This is a genomic window from Streptomyces sp. NPDC002669, from assembly GCF_042889165.1.
Lineage (GTDB): Bacteria > Actinomycetota > Actinomycetes > Streptomycetales > Streptomycetaceae > Streptomyces.
Window position 1 is genome coordinate 234,442 of sequence record NZ_JBIAQQ010000008.1, and the last position, 17,336, is coordinate 251,777.

Annotated in this window: 15 protein-coding genes; 6 read left to right on the forward strand and 9 right to left on the reverse strand. The window is 73.5% G+C overall.

The annotated features are described in order from the left end of the window. Positions 1-69: 69 nt before the first annotated feature. Positions 70-1,452 carry a transcriptional regulator gene (locus tag ACFYW1_RS15570; RefSeq protein ID WP_388991908.1) on the reverse strand — a complete coding sequence of 461 codons (1,383 nt, stop codon included), beginning with the start codon at positions 1,450-1,452 and terminating at the stop codon, positions 70-72. A gap of 383 nt (positions 1,453-1,835) precedes the next feature. Between ACFYW1_RS15570 and ACFYW1_RS15575 the strand changes: the two genes are divergently transcribed. From ACFYW1_RS15575 to ACFYW1_RS15585, 3 genes are all read left to right on the forward strand, one after another. Next, positions 1,836-2,483: a bifunctional DNA primase/polymerase gene (locus ACFYW1_RS15575; RefSeq protein ID WP_388991911.1), complete on the forward strand. Its 648-nt coding sequence runs from the start codon at positions 1,836-1,838 to the stop codon at positions 2,481-2,483. 91 nt (positions 2,484-2,574) lie between these two features. Continuing rightward, positions 2,575-3,414 (forward strand): ABC transporter ATP-binding protein, encoded by an 840-nt coding sequence (locus ACFYW1_RS15580; RefSeq protein WP_388991914.1) that lies wholly within the window; start codon positions 2,575-2,577, stop codon positions 3,412-3,414. After that, complete coding sequence (locus tag ACFYW1_RS15585; RefSeq protein WP_388991917.1) at positions 3,411-5,051, forward strand: transporter; 1,641 nt, start codon at positions 3,411-3,413, stop codon at positions 5,049-5,051. The genes ACFYW1_RS15580 and ACFYW1_RS15585 overlap by 4 nt, the downstream gene beginning before the upstream one ends. Positions 5,052-5,120: 69 nt before the next feature. Here ACFYW1_RS15585 and ACFYW1_RS15590 read toward each other — a convergent pair whose 3' ends face one another. Together ACFYW1_RS15590 and ACFYW1_RS15595 are read right to left on the reverse strand one after the other, a co-directional pair. Continuing rightward, complete coding sequence (locus tag ACFYW1_RS15590) at positions 5,121-6,014, reverse strand: alpha/beta fold hydrolase (RefSeq protein ID WP_388991920.1); 894 nt, start codon at positions 6,012-6,014, stop codon at positions 5,121-5,123. Positions 6,015-6,835: 821 nt separating this feature from the next. Next, positions 6,836-7,528, reverse strand: coding sequence for a metal-dependent transcriptional regulator (locus ACFYW1_RS15595; RefSeq protein ID WP_388991923.1), 693 nt, complete (start codon positions 7,526-7,528; stop codon positions 6,836-6,838). 216 nt (positions 7,529-7,744) lie between these two features. Between ACFYW1_RS15595 and ACFYW1_RS15600 the strand changes: the two genes are divergently transcribed. Continuing rightward, the gene (locus ACFYW1_RS15600) at positions 7,745-8,500 is read left to right on the forward strand and encodes an SIS domain-containing protein (RefSeq protein WP_388991926.1); all 756 of its coding nucleotides are present in this window, start codon (positions 7,745-7,747) and stop codon (positions 8,498-8,500) included. A gap of 63 nt (positions 8,501-8,563) precedes the next feature. On the opposite strand, the gene ACFYW1_RS15605 is transcribed toward ACFYW1_RS15600, so the two are convergent. Next, positions 8,564-9,922: a PAS domain-containing protein gene (locus ACFYW1_RS15605; protein WP_388991929.1), complete on the reverse strand. Its 1,359-nt coding sequence runs from the start codon at positions 9,920-9,922 to the stop codon at positions 8,564-8,566. Between the two features lie 362 nt (positions 9,923-10,284). Continuing rightward, on the reverse strand, positions 10,285-10,911 hold the full coding sequence (pdxH, locus tag ACFYW1_RS15610) for a pyridoxamine 5'-phosphate oxidase (protein WP_388992147.1): 627 nt from the start codon (positions 10,909-10,911) through the stop codon (positions 10,285-10,287). 247 nt (positions 10,912-11,158) lie between these two features. Between pdxH and ACFYW1_RS15615 the strand changes: the two genes are divergently transcribed. After that, positions 11,159-12,268, forward strand: a complete 1,110-nt coding sequence (locus tag ACFYW1_RS15615; RefSeq protein WP_356930426.1) for a citrate synthase 2 — start codon at positions 11,159-11,161, stop codon at positions 12,266-12,268. 58 nt (positions 12,269-12,326) lie between these two features. Here ACFYW1_RS15615 and ACFYW1_RS15620 read toward each other — a convergent pair whose 3' ends face one another. The 4 genes from ACFYW1_RS15620 to ACFYW1_RS15635 form a co-directional block, all read right to left on the reverse strand. Continuing rightward, entirely contained in the window at positions 12,327-13,928 is a 1,602-nt protein-coding gene (locus tag ACFYW1_RS15620; protein WP_388991933.1) for an alpha/beta hydrolase, read from the reverse strand. Then, positions 13,925-15,163: a serine hydrolase domain-containing protein gene (locus tag ACFYW1_RS15625; protein WP_388991936.1), complete on the reverse strand. Its 1,239-nt coding sequence runs from the start codon at positions 15,161-15,163 to the stop codon at positions 13,925-13,927. Before ACFYW1_RS15625 ends, ACFYW1_RS15620 begins: the two co-directional genes overlap by 4 nt. A gap of 86 nt (positions 15,164-15,249) precedes the next feature. Continuing rightward, positions 15,250-15,843: a TetR/AcrR family transcriptional regulator gene (locus tag ACFYW1_RS15630; protein WP_356930429.1), complete on the reverse strand. Its 594-nt coding sequence runs from the start codon at positions 15,841-15,843 to the stop codon at positions 15,250-15,252. Continuing rightward, positions 15,831-16,577 (reverse strand): enoyl-CoA hydratase family protein, encoded by a 747-nt coding sequence (locus tag ACFYW1_RS15635; protein WP_388991939.1) that lies wholly within the window; start codon positions 16,575-16,577, stop codon positions 15,831-15,833. Before ACFYW1_RS15635 ends, ACFYW1_RS15630 begins: the two co-directional genes overlap by 13 nt. 163 nt (positions 16,578-16,740) lie before the next feature. Between ACFYW1_RS15635 and ACFYW1_RS15640 the strand changes: the two genes are divergently transcribed. Beyond that, a complete protein-coding gene (locus ACFYW1_RS15640) occupies positions 16,741-17,268 on the forward strand; it encodes a GNAT family N-acetyltransferase (RefSeq protein WP_388991942.1) in 528 nt (175 codons plus the stop codon). Positions 17,269-17,336: the final 68 nt, after the last annotated feature.

The following is a 17,336-nucleotide window of genomic DNA, read 5'->3' on the forward strand; positions in this document are numbered from 1 at the left end:
GAGGGGCGGCTACCGGAAGAATGCGTACCGGAAGCCCGGCCGGCCCTGTCGTCCCCGGCCGGGTCCCCGTCACGCCGCCTGGAGTTCCAGCCGCGCCCCGAACTCCCGTACCGCCGACTCGTCCCCGTACGGGATCAGCCGCTGCTGGAGGTCGTCCAGGTACTCCGCCCCCCGGCTGGAGCGCAGCGAACCCAGCAGCTCCATCGCCCGGGTGCCCGTGTGGCACGCCTGCTCCACCTCGCGCATCTGGACCTGGGCCGTGGCCAGCAGCACCAGGCCGATGCCCCGGCGGCGGGCCCGGGACTCCGGGAGCCCGTCCAGGGCCTCCTTCGCCCGCCGCGCCGCCGCCTCCGCCTGGCCGAGGTCGCGGTGGCAGTGCGCCAACTCGTCCGCGAGGTAGGCGTGGTCGAAGTGGGCGATCCAGTCGGGGTCGTCGCCCGAGTCCGGGTCGGCGTGCTCCAGGGCCGTCACCGCCCGGCCCATCACCGCCTGGCAGGTGCGGACGTCGCCGAGCAGGGCGTGCCCGCGCGCCTCCGCCGCGTGGAACATCGCCTCCGCCCTCGGCGTCACCCGCCCACGCGCGCCCTCCTGCGCGGCCCGCGCCAGCTGGGCGATCTCCCTCGGGTTGCCGAGCTGCGCGGCGAGGTGGCTCATCGACGCGGCCAGCACATAGCCGCCGTACGCCCGGTCGCCCGCCGCCTGGGCCAGCCGCAGCGCCTGGATGTAGTAGCGCTGGGCGAGCCCCGGCTGGCCCGTGTCGACCGCCATGTACCCGGCGAGTTCGGTGAGCCGCGCGACGGCGGCGAACAGCTGCCGGCCGACCGATTCGCGGTACGCCCCGGAGAGCAGCCCGGACACGACGCTGTTCAGGTAGTGCACCAGGACCGGCCGCACGTGCCCGCTGCCGAACCGGTGGTCGAGGTCGACCAGCGCGGCCGTCATCGCCCGCACCGCCTCCACGTCCGGCATCCCGACCCGGGCCCCGGCGGCCCGTGCCACCTGCGGGTCGGCGCCGGTGATCAGCCAGTCCCGGCTGGGTTCGACGAGCGCGGATGAGGCGACCGCCGAACCGGACAGGAAGTCGCGGCGGCCGACGTCGCTGCGCCACAGCTCGCAGACCTGCTCGATCGCGCCGATCACGGTCGGGGCGAACTGGAGACCGACGCCGGATGCCAGGTTCTTGCCGTTGGCCATGCCGATCTCGTCGATCGTGACCGTCCGGCCGAGCTTGCGGCCGAGCGCCTCGGCGATGATTCCCGGCGCCCTGCCACGTGGTTGCTGCCCCCGCAGCCAACGGGCCACGGAGGTCTTGTCGTACCGCAGGTCGAGCCCGCGCTCCGCGCCGACCATGTTGACGCGCCGGGCGAGACCGGCGTTGGAGCATCCGGCTTCCTGAATGAGCGCCTGGAGCCGTTCGTTCGGCTGGCGTGCGACGAGAGGCCTGGCTGCCATGTTTCCCCCTGAGGCCGCAGTGATCATGGGCGGATCACTGCCCGGCGGATACCCGGAAAATGCGCACATTCATCGTGATCGTCGGGTGTGTTGCGTTCCTTGCCATTCATGTCGGCATATGACAAAGGCCGACCGTTCCGGATGCGTTCGCCGACTGTCCGGCGGCCGCCCGTATGGGGGGCTACCCACCCGGCCGGCCCTCGCCCGGCACGCGCCCCCGCCCATGCCTCCATGCGCCCCGCACGACGGGCCGGTACGCCGGGGACGCGCCGCCGCGCCCGTAACCCCGGGCGCTGGCCACAGTTGTGCTGTGCGTGGATGAGCCCCTCGCAGTCGAAGAACCCCCCGCCGCGGCCACGAAGGACGTGAAGGCCGCGCAAACGGTGAAAGTGCCCGGTCAGCGGGGCGAGCAACTGCTCGACGCCGCGGTGCGGTACGCGGAGGAGCGGCACTGGGACGTGTGCCCGGGCACGTGGCTGGAGGCGGACGGGGGCACCGAGCGGTGCTCCTGCGGCGACGCCGGCTGCGTCTCCCCCGGCGCGCATCCCGCCGGACCCGACTGGGCCGGCCAGGCGACCGGGAGCGGTGCCGCCGCCCGCCGGATGTGGTCCCGGCACCCGAAGGCGTCGATCCTGCTGCCCACCGGACGCGCCTTCGACACGATCGACGTACCGGAGTCCGCCGGTTTCCTCGCCCTGGCCCGGATGGAACGGATGGGGCTGCCGCTCGGCCCCGTCACCTGCACCCCCGACCGGCGGATGCACTTCTTCGTGCTGCCGGGCGCGGCGGCCAAGTCGGACGGTCTCGTACGGAAGTTGGGCTGGCGGGCCGCCGTCATCGACCTGGTCGGCCGCGGCGACGGCCACTACGTGGCGGCGCCGCCGTCCCGGGTCGGCGGGCGCGGCTCGGTGCAGTGGGCCCGTCGCCCCACCCCCGCCAACCGGTGGCTGCCGGACGCGGAGGAACTCATCAGTCCGCTCGCCTACGCCTGCGCGCGGGAGGCGGCCGACGCCCGGACCCGCCGTCCGTAGGGCACGCGTCCACGACTCTGCCCTTTTTTTCCTAGAACACCCTTTCGTAGGGTGGTCCCGGAACACGGGGACACCGAAAGGGCAGGACATCATGCGTGACCACGCGGAGACCGGCACGGCGACAGGGGAGAGCGGGGTGGACGGTACGGAGGGGGCCGAGGCGGCTCCGCCCGCCGTTCGCGTACGGGGGCTGTGGAAGCGCTTCGGGGAACAGACCGCGGTCGCCGGGATCGATCTGGAGCTGCCCGCGGGCAAGTTCATCGGCCTGGTCGGCCCCAACGGCGCGGGCAAGACGACCACGCTGTCGATGGTCACCGGGCTGCTCCGGCCCGACGGGGGGACCGTCGAGATCGGCGGCCACGACGTGTGGCGCGACCCGGTCGAGGTGAAGGCCAGGATCGGCGTGCTCCCGGAGGGGCTGCGGCTCTTCGAACGCCTCTCGGGGCGCGAACTCCTCGCGTACACCGGACGGTTGCGCGGTCTCCCCGGCGCCGAGGTGGACAAGCGGGCCACCCAGCTGCTCGACGTGCTCGGCCTGGCGGGCTCCCAGCACAAGCTGGTGGTCGACTACTCGACCGGCATGCGGAAGAAGATCGGGCTCGCGGCGGCGCTGCTGCACAACCCCGAAGTGCTCTTCCTGGACGAGCCGTTCGAGGGCGTGGACCCGGTGTCGGCGCAGACCATCCGCGAAGTGCTGGTGCGCTACACCCGCTCGGGGGCGACCGTCGTCTTCTCCAGCCATGTGATGGAGCTCGTCGAGTCCCTCTGCGACTGGGTGGCCGTCATGGCGGCCGGCCGCGTCCGGGCCCAGGGCACCCTGGCCGAGGTGCGCGGCGAGGCGTCCTCGCTGCAGAACGCCTTCCTCGAACTCGTCGGCGCCGGCTCCCGCGCCGCCGACGACTCCCTCGACTGGCTGGGCGGCGACCGATGAGCGTGCTCGACGCCCCCGCGGGCACCACCCCCCGCCGGGCCGCGGGCGAGGGCCTCGTCCCCGTCTTCGTCCGGCTCAAACTGGCCCTGCTGCGCAACGGGCTGCGGCAGTCGGCCGGCCGGCGGGCCGCGTACATCGCGTCCGTCGTCTTCGCCCTGCTGATCGCCGCGAGCCAGCTGATCGGGCTGATCGTGCTGCGCGGACACGACCACGTCGCCTCCGTCGTCGTCCTGATGGCCGGGGTGCTGGCGGTCGGCTGGGCCGTGATGCCGCTGTTCTTCCCCAGCGGCGACGAGACCCTCGACCCGAGCCGTCTGGTGATGCTGCCGCTGCGCCCGCGCCCGCTGGTCTCGGCGCTGCTGGTGGCCTCGCTGGTCGGGATCGGTCCGCTGTTCACGTTCTGCCTGGTGGCCGGTTCGGTGTTCGCGGTGGCGTACGGAGCGGCGGGGGCCGTGTTCGCCGTGGTCTGCGGGCCGCTCGCGCTGCTGCTGTGCGTGACGCTGGCCCGCGCGGTGGCCACGGCCAACACCCGGCTGCTGTCCTCGCGCAAGGGCCGCGACCTGGCGGTGCTCAGCGGTCTGGTGATCGCCGTGGGCTTCCAGGTCGTCAACTTCGGCGCGCAGCAGCTCGGCCGGACGGGCGGCCTGGCCGCGCTCGACCCGGTCGCCGACGTGGTGCGCTGGCTGCCGCCCGCCTCCGCGATCGGGGCGGTGGACTCGGCGTCGCGGGGCTCGTACGGGCAGGCCGCCGGGCAGTTGCTGCTGTCCGTCGCGGCGCTGCTCGCGCTGCTGTGGCTGTGGCAGCGGAGCCTGACGAAGCTGATGACGGCCCCGGACGGCTCGACCCTGGCCGCCGCCGACACCGCCCGCGAGAAGGCCGGCAAGGAGGGCTCCCGGCTCTCCGCGCTGCTGCCCCCGGGACGCACGGGGCCGGTGATGGAGCGCAGCCTGCGGTACATCACGCGCGATCCGAAGACCAAGGCCGCCTGGGTCACGTCGCTGGCGGTCGGACTGATCGTCCCGCTGTTCAACGCGCTCCAGGGCAACGGCTCGGTCTACTTCGCCTGCTTCGCCGCCGGGATGCTCGGCATCCAGATGTACAACCAGTTCGGGCAGGACACCTCCGCGTTCTGGATGGTCCTGCTGACGATCTCCTCCCCCCGGGACGCCTACCTCGAACTGCGGGCGCGGGCACTGGCGCTGCTGCTGATCACCCTGCCGTACACGGTCCTGGTGATGGTGCTGACCGCGGCGGTGCTCGGCGACTGGGGCGCGCTGCCGGAGGCCCTGGGCCTGTCGCTCGCCCTGCTCGGCGGGATGCTGGCGACGGGCGCGGTGGCGTCGGCGGTCTTCCCGTACTCGATCCCGCAGGAGGGGTTCAAGAACGTGGCGCCGGGCCAGGGCGGCCTCGCCTGGATCTCGGTCTTCGGCGGCATGCTCTCGGCAGGCCTGTTCTGCGCGCCCCTGATCGCGGCACTGATCTGGCTGCACGTCGCGGACCACCAGCAGTGGCTGTGGGTGCTGCTGCCCGTGGGCGCCGCGTACGGGGCGCTGATCTCCTGGGCGGGGCTGCGGATCGCCGCTCCGCGCACGGCGGAACGGCTCCCGGAGATCCTGACGGCGGTCAGCAAGGGCTGAGGGCCCGCACCCCGGGACCGTGACGGACCACCGCGGCTTCGTGGTGGTCCGTCACGGCATGGCGCCCCGTCACGAAATGGCGGGCTCCCGGTCGCACCGGGGTCCCTCGGCGAACTGCTCCAGGAAGGGTTCGACCGCCGCGCGCCAGCCCTCGGGCTGGTCGTAGTGGACGAGATGACCGGCGTCGGCCACCTCCGCGTACTGCCCGCGCGGCAGGACACGGACCATCTCCTGGGCCTCCGCCCGGCCCAGCTCGCCGTCGAGGCCGCGGAGCACCAGGGTCGGGCACCGCACCTGGGCCAGCTCCTCCCAGTGCGCGTCGAACACCCAGGTCGCGCGGGACTGGAGCATCTGGCGGCGGGAGAAGACGGGCCGCCAGCCGTCCGCCCGCTCGGCCATCACCTCGGCGAAGAACTCGCCCCGGGCCGGATTGGGCCGCTCCACCCGGGGGTCGTCCTCGCCGAACCACTTCCGTACGTCGGAGAGCGTCGCGAACGGCACCGGCCAGGACCGGAACCAGTCCTCCCATTCCCGCTGCGAGGCCGCGCCGAGCGCGGAGGCCCGCATGTCGCAGATGACCAGGGCCCTGACGAGGTCGGGGCGCTTCGCGGCGAGCTGCCAGGCCGTCAGCGCGCCCATCGAGTGCCCGACGAGGGTCACGGGCGCGAGGTCGAGCTGTTCGATCGCCGCCTCCGCGTCGGCGACGTACGCGTCACGGGTGTACGGGCCGTCGGCCGGCTTCTCACTGCGGCCGTGTCCGCGCTGGTCGAGGCCGACGGCCCGGTGCCGTTCGGCGAGCCAGCGGGCGGTCGAGGCCCAGTGCGCGGCCCGGCCCATCAAGCCGTGGAGCAATAAGACCCCGGGAACGCGCTCGCCCTCCGTGCGCTCCTTGGGCGGATCGGCGAACTCCCAGGCCGCGAGGCGTACGCCGTCGGTCCCGGTCACATCGATGCGCCGCACCATATGTCCTGGCACCTCCTTCAGGTCCTCGATCACCGCTTGATCACCGCTTGATCACTGCTCGATCGCCGCGTGGACGCACCACGTCAGACTATCGAACTTGTATTCGAAAACCGGGGTCCGGCACCCAACAACCCTCGTTCGAGTGACCGGTTCCAAGGATTGATGCCCTCGCCGGAGGGGAGATCTTCTCCGGGAGGCGGGCCACTCGGGGATGAGGGCCCGTAGGGACCGACCTCGAGAGCTCGGGGCTCCGGGTCGAAGCAGGGGAGGACAGGCCCCGGCGCCGCGCGGCGCCGGGGCCCTCTGCTGTCGGGAGGCCGGCCGCCGCCGCGACGGAACGGGAAGCGGCGGGGCGGGAAGGTGCGGGGCGGGGTGCGCGGGCAGCGGCGCTCACGGCGCGCGTACCGGCGCGCGAACCCTGGAGGCGAGCGCCCCGCCCGTGGTCGCCCTGCCCGTGGGCAGGCGGCTCATGGACGGCCGGATCCGGCGCGCCCGGCCCGGGCACGGCACGGAGCGGGGCGACCACCTTGCGATGCGCGTGCCGGACATGCCGGACACGCCAGTACGACGGGCGCATGCACCTGCTCCCTCCCCGACCGCGCGGCCCATCGGCCGACACTCTCAGGTATGCCTCAGGCACAGCCTGGCACGCGATCCGCCCGGGCGCTGCTGTTCCGCACGGAAAAAAGAAAGCGGATACCGCCCCTGGACGCCGCGGCCGGGTTCCGGCCGCGGCGCCTCGTCGACGGGGCGGGCAAGAGGTACGCGAAATACCGGCGGCACCGGGAGGTACCGGCGATGCGGGAAGTACGGACCGGCCGTCAGCGCTTGGCCACGAACACGTGCGAGGCGATCTCGGCGTCCAGCTCCGCCGCCTCACCGCTGCTGCCGACCAGCACCCCGCCCGGCGACTGGGTCACGCTGACCACGGAACCGGGCTGCACGCCCGCCCGCCGCAGCGTGTACATCAGCTGGGCGTCCGTCTGGATCGGCTCACCGATCCGGCGCACGATCACCGTCTTGCCGTCGGCGCCCGGGTCCAGCTCCGACAGGCTCACCATGCTCTCGTCGAGGAACGGGTCGGCCTCCGCCTTCTCGCCCAGCTCCTCCAGGCCCGGGATCGGGTTCCCGTACGGGGACTCCGTGGGGTGCCGCAGCAGCTCCAGCACCCGCCGCTCCACCGCCTCGCTCATCACGTGCTCCCAGCGGCACGCCTCGGCGTGGACCTGCTCCCACTCCAGACCGATCACGTCGACGAGCAGGCACTCGGCGAGCCGGTGCTTGCGCATGACGCGGGTCGCGAGACGCCGGCCCTCGCCGGTCAGCTCCAGGTGCCGGTCGCCCGCGACCTGCACCAGGCCGTCGCGCTCCATGCGCGCCACCGTCTGGCTGACCGTCGGACCGCTCTGGTCCAGCCGTTCCGCGATCCGGGCGCGCATGGGGACCACGCCTTCCTCTTCGAGTTCGAGGATGGTGCGGAGGTACATCTCCGTGGTGTCGATCAGTCCGGACATACGTGCCCCTCGATGCTGTGACATGAAAACGTCATAAGCGCTGTGCGCTGGCCCTCCTCCAATTCTGACGCATACCGCCGACAACCGTGCCCGCCCGTCGAAGACCGTCACGACGGAGCCGGGCGGACGGTATTGACAGGTCACTGGTCCAGACCGCAACGTGATCCGCGACATGGACACCCCGTGAACGTCTCCCTGCCGGAAAGGGCCTCCTCGATGAGCGACAGCAAGCTGGCCGGTCAGTTCTTCGACGCAGCGATCGGCCTGCTCGAGCGCGTGCGCGACGAGGAGTCCGGCAACATCACGGCCGCCGGCACCGCGATCGCCGACACCGTCGAGGCGGGCGGCAGGCTCTTCGCCTTCGGCGCCGGGCACTCCTCGCTCGCCGCGCAGGACGTCGTCTACCGGGCGGGCGGGCTCGCCCTGATGAACCTGCTGGCCGTGCCCGGGACGGTCGGCGTCGACGTCATGCCCGCCACCCTCGGCTCCGCGCTGGAGCGGGTCGACGGACTGGCGGGCGCCGTGCTGGACTCCAGCCCCGCCCGGGCCGGCGACGTCCTCGTGATCATCTCGCTCTCCGGACGCAACGCGCTCCCGGTGGAGATGGCGCTGAACGCCCGCGCGCTCGGCCTGAAGGTCATCGGCGTCACGTCCGTGGCGTACGCGGACGGCACCCGCTCCCGGCACTCCTCGGGCGGCTTCCTGCGGGACCACTGCGACATCGTCCTCGACAGCAAGATCTCGATCGGCGACGCGGAACTGACCCTCGACGGGATCGAGGCACCGTTCGCACCCGCCTCGACGGTGGTCACCAGCGCGTTGATGCAGGCGATGATGGCCGCCGCCGCGGAACAGCTCGCGCAGCGGGGCATCGAACCGCCGCTGCTGCGGTCGGGCAACGTGGACGGCGGCCACGAGTGGAACGGCCACGTCATGACGGAGTACCGGGACCGCATCTTCTACCGCCAGTAACCCCGCACGACACCGGCCCCGGGCCCCGCGCGACCCCCGGGGCCCGCCGCACCCGCCCCGTCCTCATCCCCCCGGCTTCAGCGCCTGCGCCAGGTCCACCGCCGCCGCGACCCGTACCGCCACGCTCTCCGCGTACGCCGCGTCGGGACGTTCGAAGGCGGCGCGGTGACCGGACCGCAGGAACGTCACCACCCCCAGGGTGCGCCCCCGGCTCCGCAGCACCGCGCACAGCGCGTGCGCGGCGTCCCCGGGCCACTGCCGCTCGGCCGCCCACTCCCCGGCCCCCGGCCCGCTCCCCGCGCTGGCCCGCACCGCCCCCCTGCGGTCCACCGCCCGGAGCGCCGGATGCCCCGTCGCGTAGCGCAGCGGAAGGGAACCGGCCGCCACCGGCAGGCACGGGCCCGGCTCACCGGACGGGGTCGCCGCCACCCGCACCAGCCGCTCCCCCACCACCAGATCGACCAGCGCGTGGTCCGCGAAGCCCGCGAGCGCGTAGTCCAGGTAGGAGGTGGCCGCCTCCATCGGGTCCTCGCACTCGGACGCCGCCCGCGAGGCCCGGTGCAACTGGTTCGACCGGAACCGCATCCGGTCCGCCTCCTGCGCCGCCAGCCGCTCCGCCGTCACGTCCTGGAACAACCAGCCGACCCCCAGCGGGACCGGCTCCTCGGCCAGCGGCGACGTCAGCCGGAGGAAACCGCTGCGCCAGCAGCGCCGCCGCTCCCCCTCCGCCGTCCGCAGCGTCACCCACAACTCGGCGGGCGCCGGTGGTGCGCCCTCGGCCAGCACGTGCTGCAACGCGCCCTCCACCTCCTCGGCGCCCCGCACGACGACCTCCCCCAGCGGGCGCCCCAGCAGCGCCGCCCGGCCGACGCCCAGGGCCCGCGCCGCGTGCGCGTTGACGACCGCGGGACGCAGATCGGCGTCGACGAGGACCACGCCCCAGGACGCGTCCTCCAGCAGCGCCTCGCTCAGCGCGATCGACCGCTCCAGATCGATCTGCGCGTGCACCTCGCTGAACGCGCAGTACACCCCGGCCGGCCGCCCGTCGGCGCCCCGCACCCCGGCCGACTGGGTCCGCACGAGCACCCGGCCGCCGTCCTTGCGCAGCAGCGCGAACTCGTGGACCCGGCGGCCCGGCCCGGCCATGGCCGCCATCAGCCGCCCCTGCACCTCCCCCGCGTCCGCCCGCCGCACCGCCCACCCGGCGAGTCCGGGGCGCCCCACGGCCTCCTCGGCGGACCAGCCGAGAATCCGCTCGGCCTCGCGGTTCCAGTGGGTGATGGTGCCGTCCGCGTCGAACGCGCAGAGCGCGGCGTCCATCCCGTCCAGCAACGTCGCGAGCAACTCGGCCCCGAGCCCGCCCCCCGGCCCCTCGTCGGGCCCCGGCGCCTCGGCCGTTCCACTGCCCGTGGACGCACTCACCCCGTACCCCCCGCAGGACGCATTCGGCATTTCCGCACGTCAGACCATTGAACTCGAAGGCGAACCGGCGCACACCGACTTCCCGGAAAACAACCCCGTCATTAATTCGGTTGTGCGGTGCCGAAGGCGTTCCTAGGCTGCTGCCACACAAGAGAGGAGGTGTTCCGGAAGTGATTTCTTCTCGGACTCGTGAGGTGGCTGCGGGCTGACGCCCGTTGTCGCGCTCTTCGCAGTGCAGGCCGGATGTCGGCCAATCCCAAGCAGTCACCGACCCGCAGGCTCGCCGGTAAGTCCGGCCGGCTCCTCCGCAAGGAGGGACCAGAGCCTGCGGGTTTCTGCGTGTCCGGGGGCCTTTGCCGGGACTACGGGCACAGGCGCTCGACGCGCCAGTCCTTGCCCTCGCGCACGTACCGCAGCCGGTCGTGGAGCCGGTTCGCGTGGCCCTGCCAGAACTCGATCGTGTCGGGGACGACGCGGTAGCCGCCCCAGTGCGGGGGCGCGGGGACGTGTTCGCCCTCCGGGTAGCGGGCGGCCAGCTCCTCGTAGCGGGCGATGAGCTCCTCGCGGGTGCCGATCACCGTCGACTGGGCGCTCGCCCAGGCACCGAGCTGGGAACCGTGCGGGCGGGTGCGGAAGTAGGCGACCGTCTCCTCGCGGCCGACGCGTTCCGCCCGGCCGGTGACGATGACCTGGCGGGCCATCGGGTGCCAGGGGAAGAGCAGCGAGACGTACGGGTTGGCGGCCAGTTCGCGGCCCTTGCGGGATTCGTAGTTGGTGAAGAAGACGAAGCCGCGCTCGTCGTACTTCTTCAGCAGCACCGTGCGGGAGGACGGCCGGCCCTCGGGGGTGGCGGTGGAGACGATCATGGCGTTGGGCTCGTGGAGCATCCCGCCCACGGCCACCTGCCGGAACCAGTGGGCGAACTGCCGCATCGGGTCGTCGGCCAGCGTGTCCTCGGTGAATGCCTCGGAGCGGTACTGCTCGCGCATCGCGGCCGGATCGGTGGTGGAATCGGAGGGAGAGTCTGCGGTGGGCACGGGGTCATCCTGCCGCAGCCTCCGTTCCCGCCCGGCACCGGAGGGGTATGGAGGTGGACAGGAGCGAGGGGCCCCGCCCGGTGGGGACGGGCTCCTCCTGTGCCGGATGTCACGCTTCCCCCGGGTCGGGGAAAGCCGCCAATATCTTGGGGCAGGCCGCCGCAGGGCCTCCGCAGAGCCGTCGACCGAGGGAGCCGCCATGTCCGACTTCGTACCGGGACTAGAGGGAGTCGTCGCGTTCGAGACGGAGATCGCCGAACCGGACAAGGAAGGCGGTTCGCTCCGTTACCGGGGCGTCGACATCGAGGATCTCGTCGGCCACGTGTCGTTCGGAAACGTCTGGGGCCTGCTGGTCGACGGGGCGTTCAACCCCGGGCTGCCGCCCGCCGAGCCGTTCCCGATCCCGGTGCACTCCGGTGACATCCGGGTCGACGTGCAGTCCGCGCTGGCGATGCTGGCCCCCGTGTGGGGGCTGCGGCCGCTGCTCGACATCGACGAGGAGACCGCGCGCAACGACCTGGCGCGGGCCGCCGTGATGGCGCTGTCCTACGTCGCCCAGTCGGCGCGCGGGCAGGGGCGGCCGATGGTTCCGCAGAGCGAGATCGACAAGGCCGGTTCCGTGGTCGAGCGGTTCATGATCCGCTGGCGCGGCGAGCCGGACCCCCGGCACGTGAAGGCCGTGGACGCGTACTGGACCTCGGCCGCCGAGCACGGCATGAACGCCTCCACGTTCACCGCCCGGGTCATCGCGTCGACCGGCGCCGACGTGGCGGCCGCGCTGTCGGGTGCGGTGGGCGCGATGTCGGGGCCGCTGCACGGCGGTGCGCCGTCCCGGGTGCTCGGCATGATCGAGGAGATCGAGCGGACCGGCGACGCCACCGCGTACGTGAAGAAGGCCCTGGACCGGGGCGAGCGGCTGATGGGCTTCGGGCACCGGGTGTACCGGGCGGAGGACCCGCGGGCGCGGGTGCTGCGGCGCACCGCCGAGGAGCTGGGCGCGCCGCGGTTCGAGGTGGCGCAGGCGCTGGAGAAGGCCGCGCTGGAGGAGCTGCACGCGCGGCGCCCGGACCGGGTGCTGGCGACGAACGTGGAGTTCTGGGCGGCGATCATGCTGGACTTCGCGGAGGTCCCGGCGCACATGTTCACGTCGATGTTCACGTGCGCGCGTACGGCGGGCTGGTCGGCGCACATCCTGGAGCAGAAGCGGACGGGGCGGCTGGTGCGGCCCTCGGCGCGGTACGTCGGTCCGGGCTCGCGCGACCCCCGGGAGATCCCGGGGTACGACCAGCTCGCGGACCTGGGGAACTGAGGGCGGGCGGGCGTCCGGTCCCGGGGTGCCCCGGGGCCGGACGCCCGCCCAGCTCCTGTCACTTGACGCAGGTCAGGTCCTTGGCGGGCAGCTTTCCGGTGGCCAGGTAGCGGTTGACCCGGTTGTCGACGCAGGCGTTTCCGTACTCGCCGTACAGGCCGTGGCGGTTGGCTCCCTCCAGGGTGACGAGCCGGGAGCCGGGGAGCTTGCGGTGCAGTTCGAGGGTGCCGCGGTAGGTGGTGCGCGGGTCGCCGGTGGCGCCCACGATCAGTGCGCGGGCGTCCCGTTCCACCCGGGTCGGCTCCTCGCGGGGACGGTCCCAGAAGGCGCACGGCAGGATGTTGTGGGTCATGGGCGCGAAGAGCGGGTGGGCGGCGCGGTCGCGTTCGATGTCCTGCCAGTACGTCTCGGGGTCGCGGGGTGCGGCCCGGTCGCCGCAGAGGATCGCGGTCTGCACGCTGCCCACGTGCGAGGCCGTGCCGGTCAGGATGAACCGGAACGTCTCGACGAGCCCCGGTGTCAGGGTGGTCGGGCGCCCCTTCGCGGCCTCGGAGAGCACGGCGAGGGTCCCGCCGAGTTCGGCCCGGGTCGCGTCGTGGTCGTCGGCGAGCGACATGAAGAGCAGCAGCGGTATGTGGGAGGCGTCGATCCGGAAGGTGTCGGCGCCGGTGCCGAGGGTCAGCGGCTTCCGGGCGGCGGCCTTCGCCACGCGGTCGACGGTGGCGAGGACCTGTGCGCGGGTGCGGCCGAGGCGGTAGGTGTCGTGGCGGCCGGCGGCCCAGGAGGCCCAGGAGGCGAGGGCCTGTTCGTTCTCGTTCAGGCCGTCGCGGAGGAGCAGGGGGCCGTAGTTGTCGGGGTCGATCGCCCCGTCGAGCACCATCCGGTCGTAGCGACCGGGGAACATCTGGCTGTAGACGGTGCCGAGGTAGGTGCCGTACGAGTAGCCCAGGTAGGAGATCCGGCGTTCGCCGAGGGCACCGCGGATGACGTCCATGTCGCGGGCGGTGTTGCGGGTGGTGACGTGCGGGAGGACGTCGGCGTTGGTGGCCCGGCACTTGTCGGCGAGGCTCTTCTGGAAGGCGACCTGGCGGTCGAAGCCGGCCCGGTCGGGTCCGGCCGAGCGGAAGAACATGCCGGTGGGCCAGTCGCAGTCCAATGGGGTGCTGCGGCCGACGAAGCGGGGGTCGAAGCCGATGATGTCGTAGCGCGCGCCGACGCCCTTCATGGCCTCGCGGATGTGCGGCGGGGAGTCGACGGCGGGGCCGCCGGGGCCGCCGTTGTTGAGCAGGATGGCGCCGATGCGGTGGCGGGTGTCGGTGGCCTTCAGCCGGGACATGGCCACGGTGATCGTGCGGCCGTGGGGCTCGGCGTAGTCGAGCGGGACGGTCACGTCGGTGCACTGGACCCCGGCCCTGTCGAGGTCCTGCCCCACGGTGTCGTCGGGTCCGGTGGCGCAACTGCCCCAGGTGAGGCGCTGGTCGTAGTAGCGGTCGAGGCCGGGGGCGGCGTTCTTCGGGACGGTGTCCTCCGGCGTGGCACGGGGCGCGGCGACGGCGACGGCGGGGATCGCGGTGAGGCAGGCGGCGAGGGCGAGGGCGGCGGCCGGGGCACGGCGTGCGGCCCGGGCCGAGGGCCGGCGGGTGTGGGACCGGGGTGTCATTTCATCTCCTTGTACGAGGGGCAGAGGGCGGTGTCGACGGCGGCGAGGTACTCCTCCTCGGCCCGGTCGGTGTCGGGCACCTTGGTGAGGGCGATGGCGACGCCGCTGCCGCCGGGGCCGACCGCGCCGAGCGCGCGGTGTCCGCCCGGCACGGTTCCGCCGTGGCCCCACCACCGGCCGCCGCAGCTCAGCGGGGAGGAGATCAGACCGAGCCCGTAGCGGGCGCCGGGCCAGAGCCGTTGCGGGTCCGCCGGTACGGTGCGCTTCATCTCGGCGAGCCAGCGGGCGGGGAGCAGCCGGCCGCCGAACAGGCCGCGGAAGAACCGGTTCACGTCGCCGGGGGTGGAGACCAGCGCCCCGCCCGCACCGCCGAAGGTCATGTTCCACTCGGTGCCGTCCGTCGGGGCCGGGTCCGCGGGGTCCTCGGCGGGGGCGTAGCTGCGCGAGTGCGGGCCCCGGATACGGGTGCGGTCACCGGGCCAGTACGTGTCGCGCAGGCCGAGCGGCTCGATGATCCGGCGGTCCACCTCGGCCTCGATGCCGTGTCCGGTGACCTGTTCGACGAGCAGTCCGGCGAGGACGTAGTTGGTGGTCGAGTAGTGCCACCCGGGGGCGGGGCGCGGCATCGCCAGCGCGGTCGCGACCAGTTCCCGGGGCTCGAAGTGGCGGAACCGCCACTCGTCGACGGGCCGCTCGACGATCGCCTCGACGTAGTCGGGGAGCCCGCTGGTGTGCTGGAGGAGCTGCCGCACGGTGATCCGGCGGCCGTCGTGGCCGTTGCCCCGGATCAGTCCGGGCAGGTAGCGCTCGACGGGGGCGTCCAGCCCGATCCGGCCCTCGGCGGCGAGCTGTACGACGACGGTGGCGGTGAACGTCTTGGTGACGCTGCCGATCCGCAGCCGGTCCCGGGCCCGCATCGGGCGGCCGGTGTCCAGGTCGGCGACGCCGCGCGCCACCGTCCACCGGCCGCAGCGCGGACCGGTGACCTCGGCGGCCGCGCCCGGGATGCCGTCCCGGGCGACCAGGGTGCCGAACCGGTCGGCCAGTGCGCCCCGCGCGGTGTCGCAGCCGTCGGGCGAGGCCGTGCGGGGCGGGGCGTGTGCGGCGTGCTCGATGGGTGCGGCGTGCGTGGCTGCGGATGCCGGTGCGGAAGCCGCGGCCAGCAGCGCCGTGACCGCGGTCAGGACGACCGTGCGGGCGGGAGATCTGTTCGCTCTGCTCTGTCCGTGTCTCACACGGATCGACGCTAGCCGCGCGCCACCCCGGTGATCACTGCGGCTTTCCCCCCAACGTCCCTGGGGCCAGCCCTACTTGCCGCGGTTCAGTCCAGTGCCCGTTCCAGCAGTACCGTCCACTGCGCCACGACTCCCCGGCGGCGGGCCGTGTCGTCGGTGAGGACGTTGGCCAGGCCCAGGCCGCGGGCCATGTCGAGGAGGCCCTGGACGGTTTCGCGCACGCCGGGTTTCGTCTCGTCGGCGGCGAGGAGTTCGACGGCGATCCGGTGGGTCTCGCGGCCGACGCGGGCTTCGAGTTCGGTGACGCGGGGGCGGAGCTGCGGTTCGTTGGACGCGGCGACCCAGAGCTGGAGCGCGGCGCGGAAGAGCGGCCCGGTGTACAGGTCGACGAGTGCGGCGACGACTTCCGTGCGCCCCTGGACGGGCAGGGCGCGCAGGGCGGCGGAGCGTTCCTCGGCGACGTACTCGACGGCCGCGGTGAACAGGTCCTCGCGGGTCGGGAAGTGGTGCTGGGCCGCGCCGCGCGAGACGCCCGCGCGTTCGGCGACGACGGAGACCGTGGAGCCCGCCCAGCCGTGTTCGGCCAGGCAGGAGACGGCGGCTTCGAGGAGCCTGCGGCGGGTGGCGCGGCTGCGGTCCTGCTTGGGGGTCCGGTCGGTGGGGGGCATCACAACGCCCATGCGGGGTCCCGTCGTTCGAGGAAGGCCGTCATTCCTTCCCGGGCGTCGGCGGAGGCGAAGAGTGCCGCCGAGCGGGCGATGAGGTCTTCGGCGTGCTGGTCGAAGCTTTCCAGCACAGTAGCCGTGACCAGCTCCTTCGAAGCCCTCAGCCCCTGCGGTGAGGCCCTGCGCAGGCCGTCCAGCACGGGGGCGAGCGCCTTGTCGATGTCCTCGCCGGGGCCCACGGCGAGCGTGATCAGGCCGATGCGGGCGGCCTCGCCGGCGTCGAAGCGTTCGCCGGTGAGGTAGTAGCGGGTGGCGGCGCGCGGGTCGGTGCGGGGCAGCAGCGGCAGGGAGATGACGGCGGGGGCGAGGCCGAGCCGGGACTCGGTGAGGGCGAACGAGGCGTCGGGGCCGGCCGCCGAGATGTCGCAGGCGCCGAGCAGCCCGAGGCCGCCCGCCCGGACGTGTCCGGTGACCCGGGCGACGACGGGTTTGGGCAGGGCGACGATCCGCCGCATCAGGGCGACGAGGGCGTGCGGGTCGGGCGGTGCGGTGAGGTCGGCGCCGGCGCAGAAGGTGTTGCCGGTGTGGGTGAGGACGACGGCCCGTACGGTGTCGTCGGCCGCGCACGCGTCCAGGGCGGTGGCGAGTTCGTCGACCATGGCCGCGGAGAGCGCGTTGCGGTTGGCCGGCGAGTCGAGGGCGAGGGTGGTGATGCCCCGGTCGTGGACGGGGGCGGCGAGCCGGCTCATCGGTCACTCTCCTTGCTGCGGGGGCGTCGCGTCGAGCGTGGCAGCGGGAACAGGAACAATCAAGCACGCTTGCATGATTTCCGTCGCCGCGCTTTCCGGGGTCTCCCGGCCGCGCCGCCGGAATCCGATGGCGCGAAGCGGCTTCGACGCCGAGGATCGTCGGATGCACGAGGTGAGGCTGTCCGACGGGACCATCACGCTGTCGCCACTGCGCCCGGACGACGTGGCGGCGCATCTCGCGGGGGAGGACGAACTGCTGGTCCGCTGGCTCAACGGCGGCCCCGGTACGCGCGAGGGCGTCGAGGCGTACTTCCGGCACTGCCGGGAGCAGTGGGAGACCGGCGGGCCGCTCCGTGCCTTCGGCATCCGGGTGGGCTCCGACGAGGTGCTCGCGGGGACGGTCGACCTGCGGTTCGCGGCGGAGGACCTGGCCCCCGGCCAGGTGAATGTCGCCTACGGCCTCTACCCCTCCTGGCGGGGGCGGGGCCTGGCCACCCGCGCGGTCCTGCTGGCCTCGCACTACGCGGCCGCCGAGGGCGGCGAGGAGGCGGTGATCCAGGTCGATCCGGAGAACCGCGCATCCGCCGAGGTCGCGCGGCGGGCCGGGTTCGGCCCCGGCGAGCAGCCGCCCGGCAACGGCGGCCCCCGGTTCGACCGGTACGTACGGGACCTGCGCCGCTCTCCGCGGTGACGGCCGGCGGCCCCGGGACGGCCCCGGCCGACGCCCCGAAGTCAGGTGCCGCGGACCTTCGTTACAGT